Annotated in this window: 18 protein-coding genes, 1 tRNA gene and 1 pseudogene; 9 read left to right on the top strand and 11 right to left on the bottom strand. The window is 71.8% G+C overall.

Features of this window, described 5'->3' with window-relative positions; translation table 11 throughout:
* Positions 1 to 125 precede the first annotated feature (125 nt).
* Positions 126 to 980 (top strand): PD-(D/E)XK nuclease family protein, encoded by an 855-nt coding sequence (locus O7629_RS22505; RefSeq protein ID WP_278174636.1) that lies wholly within the window; start codon positions 126 to 128, stop codon positions 978 to 980.
* 121 nt (positions 981 to 1,101) lie between these two features.
* Here O7629_RS22505 and O7629_RS22500 read toward each other — a convergent pair.
* From O7629_RS22500 to O7629_RS22490, 3 genes and pseudogenes are all read right to left on the bottom strand, one after another.
* A pseudogene (locus O7629_RS22500) lies at positions 1,102 to 1,941 on the bottom strand (oxygenase MpaB family protein); the annotation flags it as partial.
* Positions 1,938 to 2,357 (bottom strand): Fur family transcriptional regulator, encoded by a 420-nt coding sequence (locus tag O7629_RS22495; protein ID WP_278171567.1) that lies wholly within the window; start codon positions 2,355 to 2,357, stop codon positions 1,938 to 1,940. The gene O7629_RS22495 and the pseudogene O7629_RS22500, both read right to left, overlap by 4 nt.
* 142 nt (positions 2,358 to 2,499) lie before the next feature.
* Complete coding sequence (locus O7629_RS22490) at positions 2,500 to 2,871, bottom strand: translation initiation factor 2 (RefSeq protein ID WP_278171566.1); 372 nt, start codon at positions 2,869 to 2,871, stop codon at positions 2,500 to 2,502.
* 118 nt (positions 2,872 to 2,989) lie between these two features.
* Here O7629_RS22490 and O7629_RS22485 point away from each other — a divergent pair, with 118 nt between their 5' ends.
* Positions 2,990 to 3,172, top strand: coding sequence for a hypothetical protein (locus O7629_RS22485; protein ID WP_278171565.1), 183 nt, complete (start codon positions 2,990 to 2,992; stop codon positions 3,170 to 3,172).
* 29 nt (positions 3,173 to 3,201) lie between these two features.
* Here O7629_RS22485 and O7629_RS22480 read toward each other — a convergent pair whose 3' ends face one another.
* Together O7629_RS22480 and O7629_RS22475 are read right to left on the bottom strand one after the other, a co-directional pair.
* On the bottom strand, positions 3,202 to 3,588 hold the full coding sequence (locus tag O7629_RS22480) for an FmdB family zinc ribbon protein (protein ID WP_278171564.1): 387 nt from the start codon (positions 3,586 to 3,588) through the stop codon (positions 3,202 to 3,204).
* A 100-nt stretch (positions 3,589 to 3,688) separates the two neighbouring features.
* On the bottom strand, positions 3,689 to 4,375 hold the full coding sequence (locus O7629_RS22475; RefSeq protein WP_278171563.1) for a 5-formyltetrahydrofolate cyclo-ligase: 687 nt from the start codon (positions 4,373 to 4,375) through the stop codon (positions 3,689 to 3,691).
* Positions 4,376 to 4,459: 84 nt separating this feature from the next.
* Here O7629_RS22475 and O7629_RS22470 point away from each other — a divergent pair, with 84 nt between their 5' ends.
* From O7629_RS22470 to O7629_RS22445, 6 genes are all read left to right on the top strand, one after another.
* Positions 4,460 to 6,874 (top strand): diguanylate cyclase, encoded by a 2,415-nt coding sequence (locus tag O7629_RS22470; protein ID WP_278171561.1) that lies wholly within the window; start codon positions 4,460 to 4,462, stop codon positions 6,872 to 6,874.
* 9 nt (positions 6,875 to 6,883) lie between these two features.
* On the top strand, positions 6,884 to 7,843 hold the full coding sequence (locus O7629_RS22465) for a UTP--glucose-1-phosphate uridylyltransferase (RefSeq protein WP_278171559.1): 960 nt from the start codon (positions 6,884 to 6,886) through the stop codon (positions 7,841 to 7,843).
* Positions 7,840 to 9,159: a gephyrin-like molybdotransferase Glp gene (gene glp, locus O7629_RS22460; protein WP_278171558.1), complete on the top strand. Its 1,320-nt coding sequence runs from the start codon at positions 7,840 to 7,842 to the stop codon at positions 9,157 to 9,159. The genes O7629_RS22465 and glp overlap by 4 nt, the downstream gene beginning before the upstream one ends.
* The gene (locus O7629_RS22455; RefSeq protein ID WP_123605699.1) at positions 9,156 to 9,797 is read left to right on the top strand and encodes a GNAT family protein; all 642 of its coding nucleotides are present in this window, start codon (positions 9,156 to 9,158) and stop codon (positions 9,795 to 9,797) included. Before glp ends, O7629_RS22455 begins: the two co-directional genes overlap by 4 nt.
* Before the next feature lie 149 nt (positions 9,798 to 9,946).
* Positions 9,947 to 10,774 (top strand): hypothetical protein, encoded by an 828-nt coding sequence (locus O7629_RS22450; RefSeq protein WP_278171556.1) that lies wholly within the window; start codon positions 9,947 to 9,949, stop codon positions 10,772 to 10,774.
* A 142-nt stretch (positions 10,775 to 10,916) separates the two neighbouring features.
* Positions 10,917 to 10,993: transfer RNA gene (locus tag O7629_RS22445), tRNA-Ala, on the top strand.
* Between the two features lie 14 nt (positions 10,994 to 11,007).
* Here O7629_RS22445 and O7629_RS22440 read toward each other — a convergent pair.
* The 6 genes from O7629_RS22440 to O7629_RS22415 form a co-directional block, all read right to left on the bottom strand.
* The gene (locus tag O7629_RS22440; RefSeq protein WP_278171554.1) at positions 11,008 to 11,847 is read right to left on the bottom strand and encodes an MOSC domain-containing protein; all 840 of its coding nucleotides are present in this window, start codon (positions 11,845 to 11,847) and stop codon (positions 11,008 to 11,010) included.
* Positions 11,848 to 11,924: 77 nt separating this feature from the next.
* Positions 11,925 to 12,674 carry an alpha/beta fold hydrolase gene (locus O7629_RS22435; protein ID WP_278171552.1) on the bottom strand — a complete coding sequence of 250 codons (750 nt, stop codon included), beginning with the start codon at positions 12,672 to 12,674 and terminating at the stop codon, positions 11,925 to 11,927.
* Positions 12,671 to 15,634: a type I polyketide synthase gene (locus O7629_RS22430; RefSeq protein ID WP_278171551.1), complete on the bottom strand. Its 2,964-nt coding sequence runs from the start codon at positions 15,632 to 15,634 to the stop codon at positions 12,671 to 12,673. Before O7629_RS22430 ends, O7629_RS22435 begins: the two co-directional genes overlap by 4 nt.
* Positions 15,624 to 17,579, bottom strand: a complete 1,956-nt coding sequence (locus O7629_RS22425) for a non-ribosomal peptide synthetase (RefSeq protein WP_278171550.1) — start codon at positions 17,577 to 17,579, stop codon at positions 15,624 to 15,626. Before O7629_RS22425 ends, O7629_RS22430 begins: the two co-directional genes overlap by 11 nt.
* 39 nt (positions 17,580 to 17,618) lie before the next feature.
* Entirely contained in the window at positions 17,619 to 19,187 is a 1,569-nt protein-coding gene (locus O7629_RS22420; protein WP_278171549.1) for an MFS transporter, read from the bottom strand.
* A gap of 97 nt (positions 19,188 to 19,284) precedes the next feature.
* Entirely contained in the window at positions 19,285 to 20,022 is a 738-nt protein-coding gene (locus O7629_RS22415; RefSeq protein ID WP_278171547.1) for a helix-turn-helix domain-containing protein, read from the bottom strand.
* 130 nt (positions 20,023 to 20,152) lie between these two features.
* Between O7629_RS22415 and def the strand changes: the two genes are divergently transcribed.
* Positions 20,153 to 20,701: a peptide deformylase gene (gene def, locus O7629_RS22410; RefSeq protein WP_278171546.1), complete on the top strand. Its 549-nt coding sequence runs from the start codon at positions 20,153 to 20,155 to the stop codon at positions 20,699 to 20,701.
* The last annotated feature ends 210 nt before the right edge of the window (positions 20,702 to 20,911 follow it).

Raw genomic sequence — 20,911 nt, 5'->3', positions numbered from 1 at the left:
GGTCCCGTGGCAGGATCGGGGACGTGTCCCGACCTTCCTCCCCGTCGGGCCGGCGGCCCTCCGGCGCCGCCCGTCCGGCCAAGGGCGCCCGTCCCGCCCAGGCCGAGCAGCTCGGTTTCGACGGCATGCCCGAGCGGCTCTTCGTCTGTACGCCGAGCAAGCTGGCCGCGTTCGCGGACTGTCCCCGTCGCTACCGCTACAGCTACGTTGACCGGCCGGCGCCGCCCAAAGGCCCGCCGTGGGCGCACAACTCACTCGGCGCCAGCGTGCACACCGCGCTGCGGGCCTGGTTCGCCCGCCCGGTGGAGCAGCGCCACCCAGAGGCGGCGGCAGCCCTGCTCAAGGGCACCTGGGTGCGTGACGGGTACCGCGACGAGGAGCAGGAACGCGCCGCGTACCGGCAGGCCCTGCAGTGGCTGGAGGCGTACCTGGACCAGCTCGACCCGACCGTCGAGCCGCTCGGTGTCGAACGGGTGGTGGCGGCGAAGACGTCGGTGCTGGCCTTCAACGGTCGGGCCGACCGGATCGACGCCCGGACCGGCCCGGACGGTCCGGAGGCGGTGATCGTCGACTACAAGACCGGACGGGCGGGGCTGACGTCCGACGACGCGCGTGGCTCGCAGGCGCTCGCGCTCTACGCGTACGCCGCGCAGCGGGTCTTCCGCCGGCCCTGCCGGCGGGTGGAGCTGCACCATCTGCCGACCGGTACGGTGAGCTCCTTCGAACACAGCAGCGAGTCGCTGGACCGGCAGGTCACCCGGGCGGAGGCGACGGCCCGGGACATCACCGGTGCGGAGCGGGCCGTCGCCGACGGCGCAGACCCGGACGAGGCGTTTCCGGCGTCGCCGGGCACGCTCTGCGGTTGGTGCGACTACCGGCGGGTGTGCCCGGCCGGCGACGGCTACCCGGAGCAGCAGCAGTGGGCCGCCGTCGAGCGGCTGCTCACGGCGCCACCGCAGCCGCGTACGCCGCAGGAGTGACCGGGGCGGCGGCGCGTTCTGCCCGGTCGCGCGCGGCGGCGCGTTCTGCCCGGTCGCGCGCGGCGGCCCGTTCTGCCCGGTCGCGCGCGGCGGCCCGTTCTGCCCGGTCGCGCGCGGCGGCCCGTTCTGCCCGGTCGCGCGCGGCGGCGCGGATCGGTCCCTCCACCAGGTTGCGCGGCACCGCCCGCAACGCCAACCGCAGGCCCCGGGCGGCGACCGCCGCGCAGAGGTCGGTGGTCGGCAGGCCAAGGCCGCCGTACATGCGCCGGGCCCAGGCCGGCAGCAGGCCGATCGCGGTGGCCGCTACACCCAGGTACGCCAGCCGGGGCGGGCCGAAACCCAACCCGAGCCGCCACGGCAGACTGAGCTGACCGGGTACCGGCGGGGCGGTGAGGAACAGCGCGGTGTCGGCCGCCTCGCGGGTCATCCGCAGGTCCGGTCGGACCGCTCGGTAGTACGCGTCGACATCGGCCGCGCTGCCGGGGACGCTGTCCGGGTCGAGACCGACCAGTGCCGCGCTGCGCCGTTGCTCGGCGTAGTAGCGGTCCACCTCGGCCGGGGTCAGCCGCAGGCCGGCGCGGGTGGCGGTGTCCAGGAACGACTCGACCTCGGCGACGTGGACCCAGCGCAGCAGATCGGGCTCGTCGACGCGGAACTCGGTGCCGGTGGACGGGTCGGTGGCCCGCAGCCGGGCGTGCAGCCGGCGGATCCGGGCGGCGGCGGCGTCCGCCTCGGCGGTGGTGCCCCAGACCGTGGTCGCAACGTAGGTGGACGTGCGCACCAGCCGGCCGAACGGGTCGCTTCGGTAGCTCGAGTTCTGCACCACCCCGGCGATCGCCCTCGGGTGCAGCGCCTGCAGGTACAGGCTGCGTAGCCCGGCGACGACGAGAATCGGCTCGTCGTGCACCCGCCAGGTGACCGATCCGGGCCCGAACAGCCCGAGGTCGTCGTCGGCAGTCACCGGGCCGCCCTCGCCTGACAGTCGGGACACAACCCCCAGAAGGTGACTTCCGCCTCGTCGATCACGAATCCGTGGTCGGCGGTCGGCTCCAGGCATGGCGCGGCGCCGACCGCGCAGTCGACGTCCCCGACCACGCCGCACTCGCGGCAGACCACGTGATGGTGGTTGTCCCCAGTGCGTCGCTCGTAGCGGGCCGCGCCACCGGCCGGCTCGATTCGCCGGGCCAGACCGGCTTCGGCGAAGACGTTCAGCACGTCGTAGACCGCCTGGGTGGAGACCGAGTCGATGCGGCTGCGCACCTGGCGGGCGATGTCGTCCACGCCGAGATGCCCGCCTTGCGCGAGCACGTCGAGGACGGCGAGCCGTGGCCGGGTGACCCGCAGACCCCGGCTGCGCAACTCCTCCTCGGCCGGCATCTGTCCATCGAAACACGCAGGTGGGCGCGGTACAAGATAGAACCATGGGCATCGTGGCGGTGGCCACAGCGGGTTCGGGTGGTTGCCGCGCGGTGCGCCTGTGCCAGGTTCGCCGGTCGGAACACCAGCCGGGAGCAGACGGTCAGAACACCAGCCGGGAGCAGAGCAGACAAGTCAGGATGATCATGACAGCGGCAGCGATCATGCCGACGCCGTAGGTGACCGTACGGGCGTTGCGCTCCGCACCGTCGAGCGCCGCCAGGTCCTGCGGCGGCAGCGTGCCGGGCGGAGCCGGATTGACCACCACCGGCGGACGCCAGCCGGGCGGCGGCGGACTGCCGACCGGTGGCCCGCTGTAGCCGACCGGCCCGGCACCGGCCGACCCGTCCGGTCCGGCCGACTCACCTGGGATCCCCGGACCGCTCGCCCGTGGCGGCCCGGAGACACCGCCGGGGGCGTCCGGGTCCGGGCGCCGCCAGTACGCGTCGTCGCCCGCGCCGTCATCTGTGGTCACGACAGACGACGCTATCAATTCACCGGCCCGCTCCGATGGCTCGGCCAGCGCGGTGCCGGGCTCCAACGGCTCACCGGCCGGGACGGTAACCTGGTGGGGTGCGAACAACGGATGAGCGGTGACCGGCCTCACCGTGCCGGACGGCCGTGGTGACGACGATCGTCTCGTCGACCTGAGCGACGACGACGCGCCGCTGCTGCCCGAGCAGACCAGCGACGACACCGACCTGGGCTGGGGCGAGCGGACCACCAGCTCGGACGACGCCTGGTTGTTGGCCGAGCGTCCACCGCACTGGAGCTGACGAGTCGCTCTGCCCGCCGTCGGTCCGGGTCAGCTGTTCGTCGATCCCGCTGCGGCAGGTGCCTTGGTCGAGCCGCCGGACGTCGAGGTGCCGCCGGAACTGTTCGACGAGCTGCCACCGCTGTCGGTCTTGCTGCCGCTGTCGGTCTTGCCGCCGGAGGACGCCGCGGCGTCCTTCTTCTCCGCGGGCTTGTCCGACGACGGCGCCGAGGAACCGTTGGTCGAGCCGCCGCCCTGGCCGCTGCGCGAGTCGGTCCGGTAGAAGCCGGAGCCCTTGAAGACGATGCCCACCGAGTTGAACACCTTGCGAAGTCGCCCGGTGCACGACGGGCAGTCGCGCAGTGGTTCGTCGGTGAACGACTGCACCGCCTCGAGCTGGTGTCCGCACGCGGTGCAGGCGTACTGGTACGTAGGCACGGTCTCCTCCGACACTGGCTAGGCCATCTGGCACTCAACCCATTCGAGTGCCAATGATCCGCCATCGGACCCCACTACGTCCAGCGGGAAGCGGCAGAGCTCACCGTGCGGGAGTGAACCAGCGCACCTCCGACGGTGTGATCACCGCTGACACCGGTCGGTCGTGCGGCTCGGCCGGGACCTGCGGCAGCAGCTCGCCGTCGTGCAGCAGGGCGACCACCGGTACGCCACCGGGCACCCGGGCGAGCGCCCGGTCGTAGGAGCCGCCACCACGACCCAGCCGTACGCCGTGGTGGTCGACGGCGAGGGCCGGCACCACGACGAGCTCGACGTCGGCCACCGCCGCGCGGCCCAGCCGGGGACCGGCCGGTTGCCGCAGTCCAACGGTGCCTGTCCGGTCGGAGGTGCCTGTCCGGCCGGACGCGCCGGCCTGGCCGGAGGTGCCGTCCTGGCCCGACGTACCGGTCGGATCCGGCCCGTCGAACCGGGCCCAGTCGAGGTCCCGGTCGGGCAGCAGGACCGGCAGCAGCACCCGGTCTGGTCCGCCGACCGCCTCGGCGAGCAGGCCGGCGAGCCCCGGACCACCGGGTTCGCTGCCGATCGGCAGGTACCCGGCGACCTGCGCCGGCCTGACCAGATCGATCAGCTGACGTACGGTGGCCCTGACCCGGCTACCGGCCAGGGTGAGCTGATCGGACGTCAGCTTGCGCCGCTGGGCGAGAATGTCAGAACGGAGTCTGTCCTTGATCGATGGACAGGCGTTCGCTCCATCGGGAAAATCCGACACTCAACACTCCTGGTGGCAACCGCTGCGGAATATCTGGCTTGTGTCAGCATCGCACCATCAGGTGCAGAATCCTCTGGGGGAAGCGTGACCCTGCGCGGACGGTTGACCACCGCTTTCCTCACGGTCGTGCTCGGGCCGGTCCTGCTCGGGGCGTTCTTCGTCGGCGCGACCGTCGCGGCGGTCGGGCAGAGCCGTTCCACCGAACGCCTCGACCTGGCCACCGCCAGCGTCGGCACTTCGGTCAACGCGCTGTGCAGCCAGCTGGAGGCTGCTGCGGGCGCGGTGGCTCTGCTGCTGCCCGATCCGGCCCGACTGGCCGTTGCCGCAGACCAGGCGGTGGCCCGTGGCCTCGCCTCCGCGGTCCAGGTGATCGGCCCGGACGGTGCGTCGATCGTGGCCACCGCCGACCCGCCGTCGGCGCCCTGGGTCGACTGTGCGAGCGGGCGGGACGACAACGGTGGAAGTGGCAGCACCGGTAGTGGACAGTCGGGGCAGGCGCCATCGGCGGACACCGGCACCGGGTCGCCGGACGGCACCGGGTCGGCGACGGTACCCGCGCCGGACGGCACCGGTGGCAGCGGGGCGATGCCGACCCTCGCGGCGTTCGCCGAGGTCCGGGACGAGAACGGTGCCCTGGTCGGTCAGGTGTCAGCGGTCAAGCTGCTGGACGCCGACCTCGTCGCCCGGCTCGCCGCGTCGACCGGCGTGGGCATCACCCTGCTCGCCGACACCGACCGGGCCACGGTGGTGCACAGCACCGAGCCGTCCGAGGTGCGGGGCAACGTGGTGGCCACCGCCGGCCGGCTCGCCGACGGCGGGACCAGCTGGACCGACGGCGGCCGGCAGGTGCGCCGGCTCGGCCCGGACGACGGCCAGCTGTTGCCGATGGTGCTGTCCACCCCCCGGGACCAGCTGTCCGGTCTGTACGCGGTGCTGGTGGCGACGGTCGTCCTGGCAGGACTGCTCGCGGTGGTCGCCGCCTGGTGGCTGGCCCGGTCCACCACGCAGCCACTGGCCGAGCTCGCCGACGCCGCGAGCCGGGTGGTCGACGGTGACCTGGCCGCCCGGGTCCCGGTACGCGGCTCGGACGAGGTGAGCGAGCTCGCCACCATCTTCAACCGGATGACCCGCGAGGCGCAGGCGTACGTGCAGGCCCTGACCGCGAGCCGGGACCAGCTGCGCGGCCAGCTGACGATCCTGGGCGACACCCTGTCGAGCACCCACGATCTGCAGCGCATCCTGCGGGTGATTCTGCAGACCGCGCTGGCCGCGACCGGGGCGCGGGACGGTGCCGTACTGGTGCTAGACCCGGCGGCCGGGGTACTGGTCGGCCAGTCGTCCAACCGGACGACCCCGTCCGGCACCGGCCCGGCGGCCACGTCGTCCGGCACCGGCCCGGCGGCGACCACGGCCGGCACCGGCCCGGCGGCCGACCAGCTGGCGGGACCGGCCGCGGCCGCCAGCCAGGTGAGCCCGGACGGGACGCTGCACGTACCGCTCGGCAGTGGACTGCTCGGCACGGTGGCCGTCAGTGGTCAGCCGAAACGGGGACGGATCGAACGCGACGGTCCTGCCCTGTCGGCGTACGAGCCGGCCTGCCGGACCTATGTCGCGGTGCCCTTCTCGGTGCCGAACTGGACCGATGAGCTCGGCGTGGGGGTGCCCGGGGCGGGTGGGCAGCGCGCCCCCGGCCGGCATGGTCCGGGCGCGCCCGCCGCGTTCGGGGTGCTGGCCGTCTACGACCGGCTCGGCGGCGACGAGTTCGACGACGCCGATCTGATGACGCTGCGGACCTTCGCCGGGCATGCGGCGGTGGCGGTCAACAACGTACGGATGCACAAGGAGGCCGAGCGGCTGTCGGTGACCGACCCGCTGACCGGGCTGTGGAACTACCGGCACCTGCGAGAGTCGATCCACCGGGAGATCGAACGGGCCAACCGGTTCGGTCGGATGCTCGCCGTACTCGTGCTCGACCTGGACCGGTTCAAGGACATCAACGACACGTACGGGCACGCGGCCGGGGACAGCGTCCTGGTCGAGTTCGCCCGCCGGATCCGCGCCGAGATCCGTGAGGTGGACCTGGCCTTCCGGCAGGGCGGCGAGGAGTTCGTGGTGCTGTTGCCGGAGACCGACGTCCGTGGCGCGGCCACCGTCGCGGAGCGGCTCTGTGCCGCGATCCGCGACCGCCCGATCCGGGTCGAGCCGTACGCTGGGGCCGGCCGGCGGGCACACGCCACCGTGTCGGTAACGGTATCGATCGGCATTGCCGTCTACCCGGACCACGCCGGCGACGGCGAGGAGGTCCTCGACGCCGCCGACGACGCGCTGTATGCCGCGAAAGCGGCTGGCCGGGACACTTTCCACGTCGCTGACCGGGCGCCGGCCCGGTCGACCCGGGTACCGGCGGGCGGCGGCGCGGCCACCCAAGAGGGCGGACCGCCGCGCGGTGGCGGCGCGTCTTTCGGGCCACACCCGCCGCGACAGACCCGTGGCCGATAGTCTCGCGGCATGTCGGAGCATGCAGCCACCCCAGCAACGACCCCCACCGCCAACGCGGATCAGCGGGCGGTGAAGGCGGTCATCCCCGCCGCCGGGCTCGCCACCCGGTTCCTGCCGGCCACCAAGGCCGTGCCGAAGGAACTTCTCCCACTGGTCGACCGGCCGGTCCTGCAGTACATCGTCGAGGAGGCCACCGCCGCCGGGATCAACGACGTACTGCTGATCACCGGCCGGGGCAAGACCTCCATGGTCGACCACTTCGACCGGCAGCCCTACCTGGAAGGCCGGCTCGCCGACAAGGGCGACCAGGAGCGGCTGGCCGCGATCCGGCGGCCGAGCGAGCTGGCCGAGATCTACACCTGCCGCCAGCACGAGCCGCTCGGACTGGGCCACGCGGTGGGCTGCGCGCAGAGCCACGTCGGCAACGAACCGTTCGCGGTGCTGCTCGGCGACGAGTTCGTCGACGAGAACGACCCGCTGCTGCCGGCCATGATCGACCTGCAGGCCCGAGCCGGCGGGATCGTGCTGGCCTTCATGGAGGTGCCGCCGGCCGAAACCAAGCGGTACGGCATCGCGTCGGTCGAACCGGCCGCCGAGTCGGTGCAGAACGGTGCCGACATCGTCCGGGTGACCGGGCTGGTGGAGAAGCCGTCGGCCGAGGATGCGCCGAGCAACCTCGCGGTGCTGGGCCGCTACGTGCTGCCACCGAGCATCTTCGAGGCGATCAAGCGGACCAAGCCGGGCAGCGGCGGCGAGATTCAGCTGACCGACGCGATGGCGATGCTGCTGGCCGAGGGGACACCGGTGCACGGCATCGTCTACCGGGGCACCCGCTACGACACCGGGGCACCGCTGGGCTACCTGCAGGCCGTGGTGCAGATCGCCTGTCAGCGGGAAGGGCTTGGTGACGAGTTCCGGGCGTGGCTGAAGGAGTTCGTGGCCGACACGCCAGGGGTGCCCTCTACATGACCGCGACGGCCGGTGCCGAGGCGGCCTTCAACGAGCTGACGCCGCTCGCCGAATACCTGGGCAGTGTGCTGCGCAGGATTCGGCCGCTGCCGCCGCTCGACCTCGACCTGACCCAGGCGCACGGCAACCTCCTCGCTGAGGATGTCGTGGCACCGCATGCCTTTCCCGCGTTCGACCAGGCCGTCATCGACGGCTACGCGGCACGCTGGGAGGACATCGCCTCGGCCGGCCGGGGGAGCAAGGTGATCCCGGCCAGCCGGTCGGCGACCCCGGGCGTACCCCGCTCGGTGCGCCTCAACGTGGTGGGCGACCTGGGCGCGGCGAGCTGGCGGCCGGTCCGGCTGACCCCGGGCACCTGCTTCTCGGTGGCGGCCGGGGCGCCGTTGCCGATCGCCGCCGACGTGGTGGTGCCGATCGACTGGACCGATCAGGGCATGGCCGCGGTGGAGATCTTCCAGGTGCCCCGGCGCGGGTCAGGGCTGCGGCGGGCCGGCGACGAACTGCCGGCCGGGGCGGTCCTGGCCCGCGCCGGCTCCTACGTGACGCCGGCGATGGTGGCGGTCTTCGCCGCCACCGGGATCGGGCACGTGGTGGTCCGGCCCAGCCCACGGGTGGTGATCGTGGCAACCGGCGACGAGTTGGTCGACGTGGGCCGCAGCAGCCAGCCAGGGCAGGTGGTGGATGCCAACTCGCACGCGCTCACCGCCGCTGTCGCCGAGGTGGGCGCGCTGGCGTACCGGGTGGGTATCTGCGACGACGATCCGGAGGGGCTGCGGGGGCTGCTCGAGGATCAGGCGATGCGGGCCGATCTGATCATCACCACCGGCGGCACCGGCACCGGGCCCGGCGACATGGTCCGGCGGATCTTTTCCCGACGGGAAGGGGGCCGCGCGGGGCCGGTCACCTTCACCGAGGTCGCGCTCTATCCCGGAACAGCCCTCGGATTCGGTACGGTCGGAGCCGAGGAGGTGCCCGTGGTCTGCCTGCCCGGGGAGCCCGGCTCCGCACTGGTCGGGTTCGAGGTGCTGGCCCGGCCGGTGATCCAGTTGCTGGCCGGTGCCGAGCCGGTGTTCCGGCCGAGTGTGCGTGCCCATCTGCTGGAGACCGTGTCGTCGCCGGTCGGCCTGCGGGAGTTCCGTCCGGCCAACGTCGCGGAGCGGCGCGGCGGCGGCTACACCGTGCAGCCGCTGCCCGGCGGGCCGTTCACCCTGTCCGGGCTGGCCGAGGCGAACGGCCTGCTGGTGCTCGGTGAGCGGGTGACCACCGCCGCCGCCGGGTCCACCGTCGACGTGTTGCTGCTGGACCGGCAGCGGTGATCGGGGACGAGGCTCCGGGCTGGCCGGTGGTGCTCACCGACGGTCCGGTGCTGCTGCGCCCGTACCGTCGCAGTGACGCCGCTGACTGGTCGGCGGTCCGGCGGCGTAACCAGCCCTGGCTGGCCCCGTGGGAGCCGGCGCCGCCGGGGCCGTGGCACGAGCTGAACTCGCCGGACGCGTTCCGCTACCTCTACCGTGACCAGCGTCGACAGTCGCGGCGCGGTGAGAGTATGCCGTTCGCGGTCTGTCTGGTCGAGGCGGGTGCCGAACGGCTGGTGGGTCACCTGAACATCGGCAACATCGTGCGGCGGGCGTTCTGCTCCGGCTACGCCGGCTACTGGGTGGACGCGGCGGTCGCCGGGCGGGGGGTGATCCCGACCGCGTTGGCCCTGGCGGTGGACCATGCCTTCGCCGCTGGCGGACTGCACCGGATCGAGGTCAACGTCCGACCGGAGAACATTCCGTCACGGCGTGTAGTTGAAAAGCTGGGTTTCCGTGAGGAGTCCTACCACCATCGTTACATGCACATCGACGGTGCCTGGCGTGACCACATCGGATACGCCCTGACCAGCGAGGATGTGCTGGTCGAAGGGGGACTGCTGGCCCGTTGGCGGCGGCTGCAGGCCAGTGCCCACTGAACACAACCGCCGGCCATGGTCGGCGCGGCGTACAAAATTCCTGGTCGGACGCCCGTAACCTCAAGTAACGAGAAGGTACGGCAACCTATCAAGCCTTTCATGTCCGTGCATGGGTGGCGGGTTGCCTCGGGGTGACGGGAGGGGTGAGGGTGCCGACCTCGGTGCTCCTCGCCGTCCTCGCCGCCGCCGGGCTGCTCGCCCTCGCACCGGCGCTGGTCCGCCGGTACGACGCTACCGAGCGCCTGGTGGCGGAGCGGGCGCAGTCGACGGCGCGGGTGCTGCAACGCCGCCGCCGTCGTCGCACCGTGCCCGGGAAACGGCCGGTCAACCCGCCCCGCCGGCTTACCGTGCGCCGCGCGGCCGGTCCGGAAGGTGGTACGGCGTCCGACGCCGGGTCGTTCAACGATCCGTCCGCTCCGCTGCCGGCCGGCGGTCGACCAGGCGCCGGTCGACGGGGCGGCCGGCTGCGGCTCGTCCCGACTGCCGGCGTCCGACCGCGCCGTGCCCCAGCCCGTCGGCACACCCCGGCGGTGGTTCGCCGCCGGCGGGTCTTCGCCGCCTTGCTGCTGCTCAACCTGGTCGAGCTGATCGGGGTGCTGGTGGTCGGCCCTGGCTTCTGGATCAGCTTCGCGGTCACTGCGGTGCTGCTCGCCGTGTACCTGGTGCATCTGCGCAACCGGGCGATCGCCGACCGCCGTCGCCGCCGGCACCGCGCCCGGGAAGCGGCCTGGCTGGCCGCCCGGCAGGCCGAGGTGCGCCGTGAGCAGGCCCGACGGGCCGCTGCCCGCCGGGAGCAGCAGCGCCGGCTCGCCGCCCAGCGGGAGGTGATGCGTCGCGCCGCGATGGGCCTGGACCGGCCGCGTGACCTGCCGGCGGCGGCCAGCGGTGGGGTCGGCGGGTCGGTCTCCTACCGCCGCACGGGCGGCCTGCGCGGCCGCGCCTACGAGGCCGGCCGCAGCTACGACGGCCGGTCCTGACCGGCGTCGAGGCGTGGTGGGAGCCGGGATGCGTGCCGGGCCGGCCAGCGCGGCCGGGCGGGATCGATTCGCGCGTCGGGTGCCCGACCTGTTAGCCTTGTCGCCGGTCCACTGCTGGTCTGGCAGCGGGTCACCCGATTCTGGGGCTGTGGCGCAGTCCGGTAGCGCACCTCGTTCGCATCGAGGGGGTCAGGGGTTCGAATCCCCTCAGCTCCACCACCGTACGTGTAAGGTCAGCAGAATTCGACCGGGTCGCCGGCGCTGATGACGCCGAACTCCAGCGGGCGCGCGTACACCCCGGCGCACGGCAGGGATCCGACGGCCTGCAGGCGGTTGTGCCGGCTCAGCACCTGCAGCAGCGCGATGTCCGGCTCGTCTTCACCGTGCCGCAGCGCCGGAACCACGCACCGTGGGGTCGGGATGACGACCTCCGCGACCACGTCGGGGCCGATCCGCAGCCGACGGCCCGGCCAGAGGTTCTCGACGAAGCCGGCGTTCGGGTCGGGCACCTCGACGACGATGTTGGGTCGGAAGCGCTGGCCGTGAACGGGCCGACCCGAGTGGGCCGCGAGGCCGGCCAGCGTCGCGGTCGTTATCAGGTGCAGGGGTGCGAAGTCGAAGAACGTGCCCGGTGGAGCGCCGGCAGCCAGACCAGAGCTGCCGGTCTCCGCGCTGCGCAGATCGTCCTCGGTGCGCACCTGGGTCGGGTCCATCCGCTCGATGCACGCGCCCGGCGCGGCCCGGTCGAGCAGGCGCACATCCCGGCCCAGCAGCTTGGACAGCGCCGGATCGCGGTGGCCGGTCACCGTCACGGTCTCGGTCGTACCGTCCGCCATGGTCAACCGGACCGCCGGGGCGCCGGTGGAGCCGGGGGGCGTCAGCGTGGACCGTACCGTCAGCATGTCCCGCCACAGGCGCGGGTTCTTCGCGCTGGCCACCTTGCCGGTGAGACAGTCGAGCACGGCGAAGGCCCGGTCGCCGGCGATGCCAGCCTCGTCCACGTACGCCTGGTCCAGATCCTCTCCCAGCATCGACTTGACCGGGTAGCGCGACAGCTGCCGAACCCTGCCCACCTGACCATCGTGGCTCATGCCTGTGGAACCTAGCGGACCTGCTCGGGTGATGGGTGGCCGTTCGCCCGGCCGCGTTCTCACCTCGCCTTTTCCAGGTGACGGGCCAAGACCCGCAGCAACTGTTCCTGCGCCGGCTCATCCCGCAGGTAGAAGTGTCCGCCGGGAAGGGTGTACAGGTCGAAGCCGCCGGTGGTGTACTGCTGCCAATCGGCCAGCAGGGCAGACGGGATGTAGTCGTCGGCGCCGCCGACCACCGTTATCGGGCACGGCAACGGCTCGCCCGGCACATACTCGTAACGCTCGAACATTTCCAGATCGGCGCGGTACGCGGGCAGCACCAGCCCGAGCAGCTCCGGTTCGGACCGGATAGCCGGGGGCAACCCACCGAACTGCTCGCTCAACGCGTCGATGAACTCCTCGTCCGGCAGCACGTGCAGTGGGGCACGTTGCAGGCCGTGGTGCGGCGGGGTGCACGCCGACAGCACCAGCCGGCGCGGGCCGGGAAGGCCACGGGCCCGCAGCTCCCGGGCGGTGTCGAACGCTACCAGCGCGCCGAGGCTGTGCCCGAAGAACACGAAGGGCTCAGCGAAGGTGAATTCGCTGACCAGCGCACTGACCAGGTCGGGCACGGCGGTGAAGAGCTTCTCGGTCAGCCGGGAACCGCGGCCGGGCAACTGGATGCCCAGAACCTCCGTGCTCGGCAACCGCTGTGCCCAGCGGATGTACTCGCCAGGCGATCCTCCGCTGTGTGGGAAGCAGTACAGGCGTGTCGGGGCATCCGGGCGTCGGGCCCGGAGCAGCGCCCACGGTGATGTCGTGCCGGTCATCGAGAGCTCACCTCTCCGATCGCGCTCATCCGTTCCTCCACCAAATCTGCGATCCGGGCGGCGGTGGGGTTCGTCAGGACCTCCTTGGCGGAGAACTCCACGCCGAACGCCGTCCTGGTCCAGGCCGCCAGACGTGTCGCGATCAGGGAATCTCCGCCCAGATCGAAGAAACTCTCGTGCTCGCCCACGTCGTTGATGCCCAGGACGTCGCCGATTGCCTGGCTCACTCGCCCGGCCACGCTCTCCTCGGACAGGGGGTCGCCGGCAGACGTTTCGGTAGCCGGCTCGTCTGGGGTGACGATGACCTGCCCCGCGTCGGCCTGCTGGGCCGCGGCAGGCGGCTCCACCAGGTACGGCCGGCGGTCGAACGGATAGAGCGGCAGTCGGACCAGTCGAGGCGTCCGATCCTGATGCAGGCTCGGCCAGTCCAGGGTGACCCCGGCTGCCCAGAGCCGGCCTGCGGCGTGCAGCAGGCTATGGGTGTCGGCAGTCCGGTCGGCGGGGTGCGGCAGCGAGCTGAGAATCGTGTGGGCCCCGTTGGCGGCCGGATGCTGACGCGCGAGGCTGCTCAGCACCCGGCCGGGTCCGACCTCGACGAGTATCTGGCTGGGATCGTCGAGCAGATGCTGCAGCGCGGCATCGAAGCGCACCGGGCGGCGCAGGTGTGACGACCAGTACGCCGCAGCGGCGGCCTCGTCACCGGTCGCCCATCGGCCGAGAGTGTCGGAAAGGAAACGCACCTGCGGCGGTTGTGGTTTAACGGCGCTGACCGCAGCCTCGAACTCGGCCATTATCGGCTCCACCAGCGCGGAATGGCCTGCGGTCGAGATCCGCAGGAGGCGCGCGTCGACGCCGCGGTCACGCAGCTCGGCGGTGAATGCCTCTACCGAGGCGGCGGGGCCGGTGACCGTGCACTGACCGGGTCCGTTGACCGATCCCACGGAGAGGTCGTCCGGAAGCAGCGCCATCAGCTCCTCTTCGTGGAGCGGCACTGCGGCCATCCGGCCGGCCGGCAGTCCCTGCAACAGCCGGCCCCGGGTGACGACCAGACTGATCGCCTCGGCCAACGGCAGGATCGCGGCCGCGCACGCCGCCGCGTACGCCCCGAGGCTGTGGCCGACGACCGCCGAGGGGGTGACACCCCAGGACTGCCAGAGCCGGGTCAAGGCGTACTCGACGACGAAGACCGCCGGCTGCCCGACACCAATCGTCGCCATCTGCTCGGTGGCCTTCTCGACGTCACCGGCCTCGGGGAACAGGATCGTGCGCAGGTCAGTGCCGAGAAGCGGCGCAGCGTAGTCGCAGGCGGCATCGATCGCCTCCCGGTACACGGGTTCGCGTTCGTAGAGCTCCCGGGTCATGCCGACGTGCTGGCCGCCCTGCCCGGGGTACATGAACACGACGGGCCGGGCGGCTGGCCTTCCGTCGTTGGTGATCAGGCGTTCGGGATCCTCGCCGGCGAACACTCCTGCGGCGTCGGCAGCGCCGTCGCACACCGCGAACCGGCGGAACGGCTGCGCGGGCCGGCCCACCTGCAACGTCCTCGCCACATCGGCCAGGTCGAGCGCCGGGTCCTCGCGTAACCGTGCGGCGAGGGTCCGGCTCAGGGTGTCCAGCGCCGCAGGAGTGCGGGCGGAGAGGACGACGAGCTGCGGTGTGCCGGTCCGGCCGGCCGTAGGTGCGGGAACCGGCGGCTGCTCCAGGATGACGTGGGCGTTGGTGCCACCGATGCCGAGGGCGTTGACTCCGGCCAGTCGGGGACGCCCGTCAGGCTGCCACGGAACGAGGGCAGTGGCGACGGAGAACGGGCTGGTCGCGAAGTCGATCTCCGGATTGGCTTCCTCGAAGTGCAGGCTGGGCGGGATGAGCCCGTGCTCGACGGCGAAGACCGCCTTGATGAAGCTGGTGACGCCGGCCGCCGCGTCGGTGTGCCCGACGTTGGTCTTGACGGAGCCGATACGGCAGAAGCCACTGTCGTCGGTATCGGCCCGGAACGCCCGGGTCAGCGCGGCGACCTCGATCGGATCACCCAGCGGCGTCCCGGTGCCGTGCGTCTCGACGTAGGTGACGTCGCGCGCGTTCACCCCGGCGACCAGCTGGGCGGTGCGGATCACCTGGGCTTGCCCGTCGATGCTCGGCGCGGTGAAGCCGACCTTCCCACCCCCGTCGTTGTTGACGGCGGTGCCGCGCAGAACCGCGTGGATGTGATTGCCGGCGCGAAGCGCGTCGCCGAGCGGGCGCAGCACCACCAGGCCCACGGCGCTGCCGCCGACGGCACCCGTGGCCTTGGCGTCGAAGGCTCGGCAGTGCCCGTCGGCTGCCAGGATGCCGCCCTCGGTGTAACCGCTCGACGGCCGGGGCACGTGCACCGTGGCGCCGCCAGCGAGCGCGATGTCGCACTCGCCCGCCAGGAGCGCCTGAGCCGCGAGGTGGATGGCCACCAGCGAGGTCGAGCAGGCCGTCTGCACCGTCATCGCGGGACCGCGCAGGCCGAGTTTGTGAGCGGTCCGGGTGGCCAGGAAGTCCGGGCCGGTGGCGATGCGGATCTGCCAGTCGTCGAGGAACGGCAGCCGGCTCCGGGCCGCATGCAGGGCTGCGGCGTATCCGGTGGTGCTACCGCCGGCGTACACGCCGATGAGCCCGTCATAGGTGGCCGGGTCGCAGGCCGCGTCTTCCAGGGCGTGATAGGCGCATTCCAGGAAGACCCGCTGCTGGGGATCGATGACCAGGGCTTCCCCTGGCGGATACCCGAAGAACGCGGCGTCGAACATCTCGCCGTCGTCGAGCACGCCGTACCCGGAGTAGTGCTCGCCGGTCCCGTCGGCCGTTGTCGCGGTGTGGATCTGTACCGACTCGACGCCGTCGCAGACGTTGCGCCAGAACCAGTCGACGTCGGGCGCCCCGGGAAAGCGTCCCGCCAAGCCGACGACAGCTACCAGGGCATCGATGTCAGCGTCCATCACGGCCTCCGTCTCCGTCCCCGGTCCCGTCGACCGGCGCGGACGGCCGGGCCGGCGTCTCCATCGCTTGCGCCGCCGTACGCCGCAGCGCTCTCTGGCGCGGGGAATTGCGGACGCGCCGGGTTTCCTCGCGCAGTTTCGCCGCCGCCGGCTGCTCGCTGGAACGGGTGAGATGATCCGCGAGGGCCTGGATCGTGTGATGCTCGAACAGGGCCATCAGGGGCAGCTCGTGCGCCAGCTCGCGGGTGATCCGGCGGTGCACGTCGGCCAGTTGCAGCGAGTGCCCGCCCAGATCGAAGAAACTGTCCGTGGTGCCGACCTCCGCGACCCCGAGGACTTCCCGCCAGATCTCCGCCAGCCGACGCTGCAGTGCGGTACTGGGTGCCGCCTGCGGATTCGGCAGGTCCGTCCGTGTGGCGGTGACCGGCGGCAGGGCCGCCCGGTCAACCTTGCCGTTCGCGGTGATCGGCAGCGAGTCGAGCGCCACGAAATGCCGGGGTACGAGGGCCGCCGGCAGCCGCTCGGCGAGGTACCGGTGCAGTTCTCTTGTTCGCGGGGGATCGGCCGGGTCGGCGGCCGTCACGTAAGCGATCAGGAACGCGTCGCCGGCCGCGTCCCCCGACTGCGCGATCACGTGCGCGGATCCCAGCGCTGGATGTTCCTGCAGGACCGCTGCCACCTCGCCGGGCTCCACCCGGTTCCCGCGGATCTTGACCTGGTCGTCGGCTCGGCCGAGGAAGTCGAGACTGCCGTCGGCGCGGCGGCGGGCGAGGTCACCGGTCCGGTACATCCGAGCACCGGACAGGTCCGCGAAGGGGTCGGGCAGGAACCGCTCCTCGGTCAGGTCGGGGCGGTTCAGATACCCACGTGCGACGCCGGGACCACCGATGAAGATCTCACCCGCCTCGTCTTCGGCGACCGGCCGCAGACCCTCGGCGAGCAGGTACACGTGAGCGTCCGGCAACGGACGGCCGATGGACGGTAACCGGGGAACGCCTTCTCCGGCCGGGCGGACCGGACCGGAGGTGACGATCACCGTGGTCTCGGTCGGACCGTAGTTGTTGACCAGACGGAACGGCAGGCCGGGCGCGGGCCGGACGTGCAACTGTTCGCCACCGGTGAGTAGTAGCCGAAGCCGGCACGACGCCGGCCAGGAGAGCCGGAGCAGTCGCTCTGCGATCGCCGTGGTGAAGAATCCGACGGTGATGCCGGTGTCCACGATGAAGTCACGCAACGTCTCCGGCGACAGCACGGTCGCCGGTTCCACGGTCTGCAGGCAGGCACCGACCGCCAGGGTGGGCCAGATGTCCCACACCGAGGCGTCGAAGCCGGGTGACGCCACCAGCGCCACCGTGTCGGACGCGGTAAGTTCGAACTCTTCGATGTCGCATCGGATGAAACTCGCGAGCGAGCCGTGTTCGATCTGCACGCCTTTAGGGGTGCCGGTGGAGCCGGAGGTGAAGACGACGTACGCGAGGTTCTCCGGGCCGGCGTCGACGGCCGGCACCGGCGTCGGCGTCAGCTCGTCGGTGCCGACCCCGCCGTCGAGTTCGACGATCGGGACGCCCGCCAGCTCGGGGCAGTCCAGGTCACCGGCGTGGTGCTTGCTGGTGACGACCGCTACCGGACCGGCCATCGAGAGGGTCTGACGGATCCGCAGCGCCGGCTGCTGTGGATCGACCGGAAGATAGCCGGCGCCGGACTTCAGCGCCGCGACGGCCGCGACCACCTGGTCGATACCGCGTGGCAGGCAGATGCCGACCAGGGCCTCCGGCTTCGCGCCGTACGCCCGCAACAGCGCCGCGAGCCGGTCACCGTACTCGTTGAGCGTGCCGTAGGACAGGGTACGGCCGCCGTCGCGGATCGCCGGACGCTCAGCGACGGCGGCTGCCTGCTTCTCGAAGAGGTGATGGGCCAAGGGTGACGGCGGGTCGTGATCGCTCACAGCGGCCTCCGGTCGAGGGTCAGGGCGTCAGTCCTGTGTTCACGGTGTGGTGGAAACTGTCGAAAGCTCCGCGGGCGAGGATTCGCCGCCGTCGGGAGCGGGCCGGGTGCGCCGGGGCAGACCCACCAGGGCGACCAGGGCGGACAGGCCGACGACGACCGCGCCGATCACGAAGGCCAGGTGCAGCCCATGGGCGAACGCCTCGGCGGTGACGCGTTCCAGGTCGCCGGTGAAGTTGGACAGGTCCGGTGACTGGCCGGCGGCGATCTGGTCGGCGGCGTCGCCGCTCAGTTGCTCGGGGAGCCCAGCGTCGGCGAGCCGGCCCCGCAGATCGGAGGTCAGCCCGATCGCCTGCACGGTGCCGAGCACAGCGATGCCGACGACCGTGCCGAACTGCAGCGCGGTCTCCACCGTGCCGGACGCGGCACCGGCCTGCTGTGGCGGCACGGATCCCAGGGCCACCGCGTTGGTGGGCGGCAGCGCCAGCCCCCAGCCGACCCCGATCAGCGCCACTGCCCAGGAAAGATGCAGGTAGGGGGTGTCCACGCCGCCGAGGGTGAGGCCGAACAGACCGACAGCGCCCAGCAGCAGCCCGCCGGTGACGAGCAGGGCGGCACCGAGCCGGGCGAACAGCCACCCGGCGAGGGGCGCCATCACGGTGAGCGCGATGGCCGCGGGAAGGAAACCGAGGCCGGCGCCGAGCGGGCCGTACCCGAGCACCTCCTGCAGGAGAAGTGAGAGGAAGTAGAACGACGAGGAGAGTGCGAAACCCATGACGAACGAGATGACGCTCGCTGCGGCGAACGCGCGTTGCCCGAGCAGCCGTACCGGCATCATCGGGTGCGTCTGCCGCAACTCCACGACCAGGAACGCGACCAGTGCCACCGCCGCGACCACGAAGGCACCCACGATCACCGGCGAGGTCCAGCCCTGGACGTTCCCCTCGATCACGGCGTAGGCGAGGGCGGCCGACCACAGCGCGCCCAGCACCAGGCCCGGCACGTCGATCCGGCCCTGCCGGTTGCGGGCCGCCGCCGGCACCACCGTGACGAGCAGCACTATGACGGCGACCCCGACCGGCAGGTTGATTCCGAAGATGCTGCGCCAGCCAAGGGTCTCCACAAGCCAGCCACCGACGACCGGTCCGAGCGCGATCGCCGCGCCCGTCAGGCCGCTCCAGATGCCCACCAGGCGGGCCCGGTGGGCCGCGTCCCTGGAGATCTGCGCGATCATCGCCAAGCTGCCCGGCACCAGCATCGCCGCGGCCGCGCCCTGCAGCGCGCGGCCGGCGATCAGCGCGCCGACGCTGGGGGCGAAGGCACACAACGCCGATCCGGCGACGAACAGGCCGAGGCTGATGATCAGCCCGGTACGGTGCCCGAGCCGGTCGCTGATGAGCCCGCCGACCAGCAGCAGGCTGGCGAAGGAGATCGCGTAGGCGTCGAAGATCCATTGCAGCCCGGCGAGCGACGCGTTCAGGTCCTCGCGGATGGCCGGCATCGCGACGGCGCTGATCGACAGGTCCAGCATCGCCAGGAAGGCGGCGGCGAAGACGGCGATGGTGGATAGCAGGCCGTGTTTAGGCCGCCCAGGCGCGGAGGCAGTCATTGGTGTCCTCTAGAGGTTCGTTCTCGGGCACGGAACATGGCGGTACGTCGACGCGGAGGGCGGCGAGGTACCGAAGGTGGATCGGGCGTGGACCGGATCAGTGATCCGGGTCGAGCAGTGGGAACAGGCGGGCGATCGCCGCGACCGGCGCGGACCCCTGTGGACGGGTCTCGGGCCGGGTCTCGCGGTGGCGATACTCGGCCAGGAGATCGCGGATCTTCGCGCCGAGAGCGGTGAGTTCCTTCGGCGTGAGGTAGATGACCTCGCTGAATGCCTGGTCGTTGCGCCAGCGCGGCGGTGCCTGCTCGCGTAGCGCCAGCCAACGTCGGTAGCTTTCGTCCTCGAGCCCACGGGCGAGGCAGCTCATCGGCTCGTCGGCCACCTGCGCCACGCCCGGACGGATCAGCCGCCAGGGCCGGATCCGTCCCCGCGTCGTGGGCACCGGTTCGATCAGCCGGTACCGCGCCAGTTGACGCAGGTGGAACGAATAGGTCCCCGTGTTGCCACCCAGTTCCCGGGCGGCCTCCGTGGCAGTGAGCGTCTCCCGGGTGCGCAGCAGCTCCATGAGAGCGGCCCGGACCGGGTGCTGCAGCACGGTGACCACCACGCCGTCGCGGATCGGGTGAGCCGGGTTGGATCCGCCGGCCGCGACGTCGCCTTCTGTCGGCGAGCTCTCGTGAAGCTGATTCGCCATCGCCCCAGGGCCGTCGTCGTCGGCCACCCGATCGGATGGGTCGGGTTTGTCGTGGGCTTGTCCATCCGTCACTTTGCAAAGTATTCTTCTCTGCAAAGTGGATGTCAAGCCGGGCTCGCCCGACCATTCGCTCGTCGCCACCGTCCGAAAACGATGGCGGTATCGCAGGTACGCCACACCACACACCCGGGCACCGGTGAACGCGACGGACCCTGCCGGGAGGCAGCCACCGGCGTCGGCGTGCGCCGTCCGACTTGGAGAGGAACCAGTTATGTCCGTACTGCCCGTCCGGCTCTTCGGAGACCCAGTGCTCACCACGCCGGCGCATGAGGTGACCGCGTTCGACGCGGAGCTGCGCCGGCTCGTCAGGGATCTGGACGACACGCTGACTGATGAACGCGGCGCCGGGCTCGCCGCCCCGCAACTCGGCATCAGCCTGCGCGTCTTCGCGTTTCACGTCGAAGATTTGCACGGACACCTGGTCAATCCGGTGCTGAGCTTCCCCGACGAGGAGGAGCAGGACGGCCCAGAGGGCTGCTTGTCGATGCCAGGGTTGTACTTCGACACCAAACGCCGGCAGAACGTCGTGGCCAAGGGCTTCAACCAGCACGGCGACCCGCTGCAGATCGTCGGCTCCGGCTATCTGGCCCGCTGCCTGCAGCACGAGACCGACCACCTCGACGGCGTACTGTTCATCGACCGGATGGACAGCGAGCGCCGCAAGGCGGCGATGAGGGAAATCCGGCGCGCCGAGTGGAACACCGGTACGGACCTCCGCGTCAAGATCAGCCCGCACGCTGTCTTCGGCCGGCTGGGCTGACCCCCCGGCCCGGCAGCAGGCCCGCGGCCGCACCGGGGCACGCCATTCGGTCGTCATCGGATTCCTTCCGTGGATACTCCGGCCTTCAGGCCGGGGAGGAAACGGAACTCCTGCTGAGCAGGGCAGGGAAAGCCGATCCGCCGCCCGGGCGGATCGGCGTCCACCCCACACGCGACCCCACGGCTCACGGCCGAATCGTTAGACTGTGGA

Source organism: Solwaraspora sp. WMMD792 (assembly GCF_029626105.1).
In the GTDB taxonomy this organism is placed as follows: domain Bacteria; phylum Actinomycetota; class Actinomycetes; order Mycobacteriales; family Micromonosporaceae; genus Micromonospora_E.
The sequence above is the reverse complement of the archived record's forward strand: the minus strand, read 5'-3'. Positions and strand labels throughout refer to the sequence as shown.

Excerpts from the sequence above, each read along its gene's own strand:
- O7629_RS22505 (WP_278174636.1), top strand. The coding sequence starts at position 126 with ATGCCCGAGCGGCTCTTCGTCTGTACGCCGAGCAAGCTGGCCGCGTTC.
- O7629_RS22495 (WP_278171567.1), bottom strand. The coding sequence starts at position 2,357 with ATGCCGGCCGAGGAGGAGTTGCGCAGCCGGGGTCTGCGGGTCACCCGG.
- O7629_RS22465 (WP_278171559.1), top strand. The coding sequence starts at position 6,884 with ATGTCGGAGCATGCAGCCACCCCAGCAACGACCCCCACCGCCAACGCG.
- glp (WP_278171558.1), top strand. The coding sequence starts at position 7,840 with ATGACCGCGACGGCCGGTGCCGAGGCGGCCTTCAACGAGCTGACGCCG.
- O7629_RS22435 (WP_278171552.1), bottom strand. The coding sequence starts at position 12,674 with ATGACCGGCACGACATCACCGTGGGCGCTGCTCCGGGCCCGACGCCCG.
- O7629_RS22430 (WP_278171551.1), bottom strand. The coding sequence starts at position 15,634 with ATGGACGCTGACATCGATGCCCTGGTAGCTGTCGTCGGCTTGGCGGGA.
- O7629_RS22420 (WP_278171549.1), bottom strand. The coding sequence starts at position 19,187 with ATGACTGCCTCCGCGCCTGGGCGGCCTAAACACGGCCTGCTATCCACC.
- def (WP_278171546.1), top strand. The coding sequence starts at position 20,153 with ATGTCCGTACTGCCCGTCCGGCTCTTCGGAGACCCAGTGCTCACCACG.